Origin of the sequence: Draconibacterium sp., assembly GCF_041583095.1 — a bacterium.
Classification (GTDB): Bacteria; Bacteroidota; Bacteroidia; order Bacteroidales; family Prolixibacteraceae; genus Draconibacterium.
Genome location: NZ_JBFHGM010000252.1, coordinates 1 through 7,460, shown reverse-complemented (window position 1 = coordinate 7,460; position 7,460 = coordinate 1). Strand labels below are relative to the sequence as shown.

Genomic DNA, 7,460 nt, shown 5'->3' with positions numbered 1-7,460 from the left:
AGGGGTGGATGAGAAATATGCCTATATAAAAGTTGGAACACCTTATGAAAATCCGACAAAAATAATGTCGCACGACTTAATTATTGGGGCTTATAAAGGAGTGTGGCACCAAAACGGAGCCATAACGGGCGAGCAGGCCGGTGGTTGCTGGAAAGTCGAATTTGTTACCGGAGGAGAGTATAATATTGTACTTCGCCGTTTCCCACGCGAGAGCGGGCATGCTATCAACGCTACTTTCCCGGCCCAGGAAAAACGTATTGAACTCGACAAAACAGCACCTGCTGCCGTGAAAAATGATTTTACCAAAGCACATTTATATGTAGCGGGTCAAACCAAAAAGGTTGACATAAAAGAGGGGCAGAAAGAAGTAACATTTAAGCTAAATATTCCTGCCGGAAAATACGATATGGAAGCGCAGTTGATTGATGAAATGAACCGTATTCATCCGGCCTACTATGTTTATATTGAAAAACTATAAAATCATGATGAAAATAATAAAATCTATTATTCTGATTTTGTTTTGCGCATCAGTGTCGCAAGCACAAAGTCCAAACGATGAGTTAAGAAATATAGACAGTACAAAACCATTCTTATTAACCTATAAAAAAATAGATAGTGTAAGGCTCGACCTCACTTTCCGTTATCCACCAAAATTCAAAAAGAACAAAAAATACCCTGCCATTATTTTCTTTTTTGGTGGCGGCTGGAACGGTGGAACAACAGAACAGTTTAAACCACAAGCTGAATACTTTGCATCAAGAGGAATGATTACGGTGTTGGCAGACTATCGCGTAAAATCGAGGCACAAAACGACTCCTTATGAAGCTAGTGCTGATGCCAAGTCGGCCATTCGTTTTTTGCGCCAATACGCAAGCGAATTAAATATTGATACCGAAAAAATTGCAGCCTCAGGGGGATCTGCCGGAGGGCATTTGGCAGCTGTAACCGGTGTTTGCCCAACACTTGATGAACCGGATGAAGATTTAAATATTAGTTCGAAAGCCAATGCACTGGTTTTGTTTAACCCTGTGTTTGATAATGGCCCCGAAGGTTTCTGCCATGAGCGTATGGGCGAACGCTGGAGCGAAATATCGCCGGCTCATAACATCTCAAAAGATGCCCCGCCTACAATTGTTTTTCTGGGGCGAGAAGACCATCTGATTCCTGCTTCTGTAGCCGAAAACTACAAGGCAAAAATGGATGAAGCGGGTTGCCGTTGCGATTTGTTTTTGTACGATGACGCTGGGCACGGTTTTTTTAATAACTACAAATACGATGGTAAATTTTATGTGGAAACTGTGCGCGAAGCAGACCGGTTTTTAAAATCGTTAGGGTATGTTAAAGGTAAGCCAAAAATATAATTGAATTCAAAATAACTCATTGCCATTAACGATGATGCTAATTAATCTTGGATCTCATTTTTAAGGAATCTTTGAGGATTGAAAATGCGTCATGTGTTAGTTTTCTTTATTAGAGCAAGGAAATTGAAATACAAACAAAAACAATTAATATGAAAAATTTAAAAAGAAGAATTACACTAAGCCTGGTACTGCTCATGCTGATTAGCACAGGCTTTGCACAAAAACAAACAAAAAAGCTTAGTACCGACGAACGTATGGCCTGGTGGCGCGATGCCCGTTTTGGGATGTTTATTCACTGGGGACCTTATGCTGTTCCCGGTGGCGAACGTAATGGAAAAGTTTGTGGTGGTGGTGCCGAGTGGATTATGGACAAACTGGATTACACCATTGAAGATTACGAAAAAGAGGTGGTTGATGTGTTTGAACCTGTTAAATTCGATGCCGAAGAATGGGTGCGTATTGCCAAAAATGCAGGTATGAAATACATCGTTTTAACATCGAAACACCACGATGGTTTCGCCATGTGGAACTCGAAAATAAGCGACTACAACATTGTAAAACGCACCGATTTTGGCCGAGATGTGGTAAAAGAGTTAGCAGAAGCTTGCAGAAAAGAGGACATTGTTTTTTGTTTCTATCACTCCATTACCGACTGGCATCATCCGCAGGCACAATCTATATTTTACCCGCATTACAACGTGGGGCAAAAAGACCAAACCAAATCGAATCCGGAGTTTCCAAAATATTTCGAAAATTACCTAAAACCTCAGGTGCGTGAATTGCTTACCAATTATGGCGATATTGGCGTGGTTTGGTTTGATGGCGAATGGATAGCTGATTACACTACCGAAATGGGAAAAGAAATGTACGAAATGATTATGGAACTTCAGCCCAATACCATTGTAAATAACCGCGTTGACAAAGGCCGTAACGGAATGGCCGGAATGAATGTGGAAGGGAATTTTGCCGGCGATTTTGGTACACCCGAAAAAGAAGTGCCTGCCACCGGAATTGATTCGGACTGGGAAGCCTGTTTTACTATGAACGGCTCGTGGGGCTATAAACCATCGGATAAAAAGTGGAAAAGTGATGAAAAGCTAATTCATAGCCTGATTGACATTGTATCGAAAGGAGGAAATTTCTTGCTCAATGTTGGCCCTGATGGATTGGGTGTTATCCCAACAGAGAGTATCGAAATACTTACCTCAATGGGTGATTGGATGGATACGAACAGCGAGTCGATTTATGGCTGTAAAGCCAGTCCGGTTAACCGGCCCGAGTGGGGACGCTATACCAGCAAAGACAAGGTAGTTTATGCCCATGTTTTTGATTGGCCTGAAGATGGAAAACTGATGATTGATGAAAAACTAAAAGTAATAAAGGCAAATTTGGTTGATGGTGGTAAGAAACTTGAAGTTGATGGCTCAATTGTAGCTTTACCCAAAAATGCTCCCGACAACATTGCTTCGGTTATAAAACTCGAATTAGCGCAATAAACGAAACTATGTTTTTGTGAGAAAGATTCCTGTTCCATGTTGCGAATCGGAATCTTTTTTTTTTGCCTCACGTTTCTTAGCTTCAAAACCACCCCAGATGCAACATAATTACCAATGCATGCACTATTGGTGTTAATATAAATATTCGATTTTTATTACTCTTGTAGCTGTTAAACTGTTAAAATTCAGCAGAGCCTATGTAAGCTAAAGAATATTTAAACCAAAAATTATCAACCTATTTTTATGCAAATTTTTAGTAATTTATTTATCTCCCTGTTTCTATTCGGCCTTCTGTTTGCTGGTTGCAATAAAACGAATGAGCAAACCCACAAATTGAAACTCTGGTACAATGCCCCGGCAGCCAATTGGAACGAAGCATTGCCTATTGGTAACGGACGCATAGGAGCCATGGTTTATGGTATCCCGGATAAAGAAAACATCCAGTTAAACGAGGAAACGCTTTGGGGTGGTGGACCACACCGTAATGATAATCCCTATGCAAAAGCAATACTGGACGACATACGCCAATTACTTTTTGATGGTAAGTATGAAGAAGCGCATAAGTTGGCTAATGCAAAAATTATTTCAAAAGTAGCGCATGGTATGCCCTACGAAACAATTGGAAATTTGAGACTGAATTTTGAAGGCCATGAGAACTATTCTGATTATTATCGTGAGTTGGATATTGAAAATGCGGTGACGAAGTCGATGTATACGGTTGACGGTGTAACGTTTAAGCGCGAAGTCTTTACATCCTTTCCTGATCAGGTAATTGTAATTCGGCTTACGGCCAGCGAAAAAGGGAAGATTAGTTTCAGTGCCGGAATGGATCGTCCTGCACCGGCAGTGGTCGAGGTGAAGACTAAAGGGGAAAATGAGTTAAGCATGACCGGGACAAGCAGCGATGTAGCCGCCCGGGGAGTAAAAACGCCTGTTGAAGGCCGTGTTAAGTTTGAATCGAGGCTGAAAATAGTTCCCGAAGGAGGAACCTTAGCTGCTACGGATACAAGCCTGACCTTATCTGGTGCAAACAGTGCAACTTTGTATATTTCAATAGCTACCAACTTTGTAAACTATAACGATGTTAGTGCCGATGAACATAAGCGAGTAAGTGACTATATCGCTAAGGCCGAAAAGAAAGCGTATCAGGAATTAATTGCTGACCATTCTTCGTATTACCGCAGTTATTTCGACCGTGTTTCATTGGATTTAGGAGTTACCGATTCGATCAAAAATCCAACCAATGTGCGTATCAAAGAATTCAGTCAGGGTAACGATCCGGCGTTGGCTGCTTTATATTTTCAATATGGTCGTTACCTGTTAATTTGTTCTTCGCAACCTGGCGGACAACCAGCAAACCTGCAAGGGATTTGGGCGCATGAGCTTTATCCTCCGTGGAAAAGTGCCTATACGGTAAACATTAACCTGGAAATGAATTATTGGCCGGCAGAAATGACCAACCTCAGCGAAATGCACGAGCCACTGATTGAAATGGTAAAAGAGCTTTCTGTTACCGGACAGAAAACAGCACAGGATATGTACGGAGCCGAGGGCTGGGTATGCCATCACAACACCGATTTATGGCGTATTTGCGGCCCGGTTGATGGGGCTACCTGGGGCATGTGGCCAAGTGGTGGTTTATGGTTGAGCCAGCATTTATGGGAAAAATATTTGTATAGCGGCGATTTGGAATATTTAAAAGAAGTATATCCGGCGATGAAAGGTTCTGCCGAGTTTTGCCTGAGCTTTTTAACACCGGAACCCGATAATGGCTGGTTAATTTTTGCGCCTTCTACTTCGCCCGAAAACCGTCCGGCCCACATGCCAAAAAATGTGAATATTGCCTATGCCACCTCCATGGACAATCAACTCATTTTCGATATGCTGACTAAAACAGCAGAGGCAGCAAGCCTATTAAATACCGATTCTGAATTAATACAAAAGATTGAAGATACCCTTCCAAATCTGGCTCCTAACCAAATTGGACAATACGGTCAAATTCAGGAATGGATTCAAGACTGGGACAGCCCCGACGACAAGCACCGTCATATTTCACACTTATATGCCATGCATCCGTCTAACCAGTTTTCGCCTTTCAGAACTCCGGAGTTGGCCGAAGCTACCCGAAACACTTTGGTTTACCGTGGCGATCCGTCAACCGGCTGGAGCATGAACTGGAAAATTAACCAATGGGCACGTTTGCTTGACGGTAACCATGCTTATAAGATGATGACAGACCAAATAAAATTAGTTGGCGTTCCTGGTACGCGTGGAGGAGGTACTTATGCCAATATGCTGGATGCACATCCGCCTTTCCAGATCGATGGTAACTTTGGATTTACCTCAGGTTTAAGCGAAATGTTGCTGCAAAGTCACGATGGCGCTATTCAACTGCTGCCGGCCTTACCCGATGTGTGGCCAACAGGAAAAGTAAGCGGACTAAGGGCACGTGGTGGTTTCGAAATAGAATTGCTGGAATGGAAAGAAGGGGAAGTGGTTAAGGCAGTTATTAAATCGAAACTAGGAGGAAATTGCAGAATTCGTTCATACAACGAACTTCGTTTGGAAGGTGGTGAAGCTTTAGCATTCGCTGAAGGAGTTAATAAAAATCCGTTCTACCAGGTTCCATCAATTCAAAAACCGATTATTTCAGAAAAAGCTGATATGAAGGAATTTGAAGTGAAAGATAACTTTATATATGAGATTCCCACAGAAGCAGGACAAACCATTTTTCTGGTGAAGAAATAAAAAAAGAAATGGAACTTTTTTTACAGAGAATTAAAATGAAGAAACTTATTTTCATATTCGTTATTGGTTTAACACTAACTAATACATACGCACAAAACCCAATTTTTACCCACGTCTTTACAGCAGATCCGTCGCCTCATGTTTGGCCAAACGACGATCGCCTTTGGGTATACACCAGCCATGATGAACCCGGCTCGAATAACCATTACGGAATGACTGGTTACCACTGCTTTTCTACCACCGACCTCGTAAACTGGACCGACCATGGCCGCATATTACATCTTGAAAATGTTGACTGGGCAGAAAGCCACGCCTGGGCATTGGATGCCGCTTACTATCGTGGAAAATATTACCTGATTTATTGTATGAAAGAAGCCGGAATAGGTTTGTTCCGGACAGGTATTGCACGTAGCGACGTTCCTGAAGGGCCTTTTACCGATCTGGGTTATGTAAAAGGGGTGGAATTTGGGCAGGATCCGGCACTTTTTATCGATGATGATGGAAAGCCTTACCTGTTTTGGGGGCACGATCGCAAATGTTTTGCAGCCGAGCTGAATGCCGACTTAATGTCGATAAAGCCTGAGACCTATATCGAATTAACGTCTCAATTAACCCATGTTTTTGAAGGCCCCTGGGTACATAAATACAAAGGGAAATATTATTTGACCTACCCCGGATTAACACCACGCAGATGGCCCGAAAAAATGTTCTATGCTGTTGCCGATCAACCATTGGGGCCTTATGAATTTAAAGGGTGTTTTATCGACGATTTTGAAGGCCAAAGTGGTACCAATCACGGTGGTACGGTTACGTACAAAGGGAAAGACATTATGTTTTACCACAGCGCCTGGTTGTCGGGTGGTTTAAGCGAAACCCGTTGTGTAATGGCCGATTATTTAAACTACGACGAGGAGGGAAATATCATTCCTATTGTACCTTCGAAAGAAGGTTTGGGAAATGCAAAACGAACTAAAACAACCTTAAAGCTGGAAGCAGAAAACGGTTTTGCAGCAGGCGGAGAGCTGTATAATGTAAATGTGGATACCTGGATAGAAGGATACAGTGGTAAGGGCTACGTTACCCATTTCGATAATCCTTACGACCATGTTTCTATTTTGGCACAGGTTGCCAAACCTTCAAAATATCGGTTTATAGTAAGGTATGCTTCACCCGACGGAGAATCAAACCACGATATCCTGATAAATAGCCATCAGTACAGAGAATTTAAGTTTCCTCAGTCTGAAACCTTTCGCGAAATTGACTTTGGCATTGTTGAATTAAAAGCCGGAGATAACCTGGTGCGAATACTCCGCAGTAACTGGAACCCATCGGAAGGTTATTTTGCGCTCGATTACATTAAATTGGAACAGGTATTTGAGAATGAGGAATTAACGAAATAACACAAGAATTGAAAAACAAAATAAATAGAAATGAAAAATACGATTTTAATAGTTCTTATAGCCTTGGTTACGTATTCGTGTGAGGTCAAAGAAATTAACAAAGAAGAACCCCAACGTCCTAACATCATTTTTATGATGGCCGACGATCATGCCTACCAGGCCATTAGTGCTTACGATGATAAGCTTACAAAAACACCAAACATCGATCGAATTGCCAACGAAGGGATGATTTTTACCAACGCATGTGTTACCAACTCCATTTGTGCACCATCTCGTGCCGTTATTTTAACCGGAAAACACACGCACATTAACGGGAAAACCGACAATTATTTCCCCTTTGATACAACTCAGGTTACTTTTCCTCAGTTGTTGCAGGATGCCGGTTACCAGACTGCCATGTTTGGCAAATTGCATTTTGGCAATAGCCCGAAAGGATTCGACCAGTTTAAAATTTT

General features: G+C 42.0%; 6 protein-coding genes. All 6 read left to right on the top strand.

Annotated features, from left to right (window positions below; translation table 11 throughout):
• On the top strand, positions 1-478 hold a 478-nt coding region (locus ABZB17_RS18115), incomplete at its 5' end, for a hypothetical protein (protein ID WP_372652229.1).
• Positions 479-482: 4 nt separating this feature from the next.
• The gene (locus ABZB17_RS18110) at positions 483-1,361 is read left to right on the top strand and encodes an alpha/beta hydrolase (protein WP_372652227.1); all 879 of its coding nucleotides are present in this window, start codon (positions 483-485) and stop codon (positions 1,359-1,361) included.
• Positions 1,362-1,510: 149 nt separating this feature from the next.
• A complete protein-coding gene (locus tag ABZB17_RS18105) occupies positions 1,511-2,857 on the top strand; it encodes an alpha-L-fucosidase (RefSeq protein WP_372652225.1) in 1,347 nt (448 codons plus the stop codon).
• 333 nt (positions 2,858-3,190) lie between these two features.
• Positions 3,191-5,605 (top strand): glycoside hydrolase N-terminal domain-containing protein, encoded by a 2,415-nt coding sequence (locus ABZB17_RS18100; RefSeq protein WP_372652224.1) that lies wholly within the window; start codon positions 3,191-3,193, stop codon positions 5,603-5,605.
• Between the two features lie 35 nt (positions 5,606-5,640).
• Complete coding sequence (locus ABZB17_RS18095; protein WP_372652222.1) at positions 5,641-7,005, top strand: family 43 glycosylhydrolase; 1,365 nt, start codon at positions 5,641-5,643, stop codon at positions 7,003-7,005.
• Between the two features lie 30 nt (positions 7,006-7,035).
• The coding region (locus ABZB17_RS18090) for a sulfatase-like hydrolase/transferase (RefSeq protein WP_372652220.1) at positions 7,036-7,460 on the top strand (425 nt) is incomplete at its 3' end.

Coding starts and splice junctions, on each gene's coding strand:
- ABZB17_RS18110 (WP_372652227.1), top strand. CDS start 483: ATGATGAAAATAATAAAATCTATTATTCTGATTTTGTTTTGCGCATCA.
- ABZB17_RS18105 (WP_372652225.1), top strand. CDS start 1,511: ATGAAAAATTTAAAAAGAAGAATTACACTAAGCCTGGTACTGCTCATG.
- ABZB17_RS18095 (WP_372652222.1), top strand. CDS start 5,641: ATGAAGAAACTTATTTTCATATTCGTTATTGGTTTAACACTAACTAAT.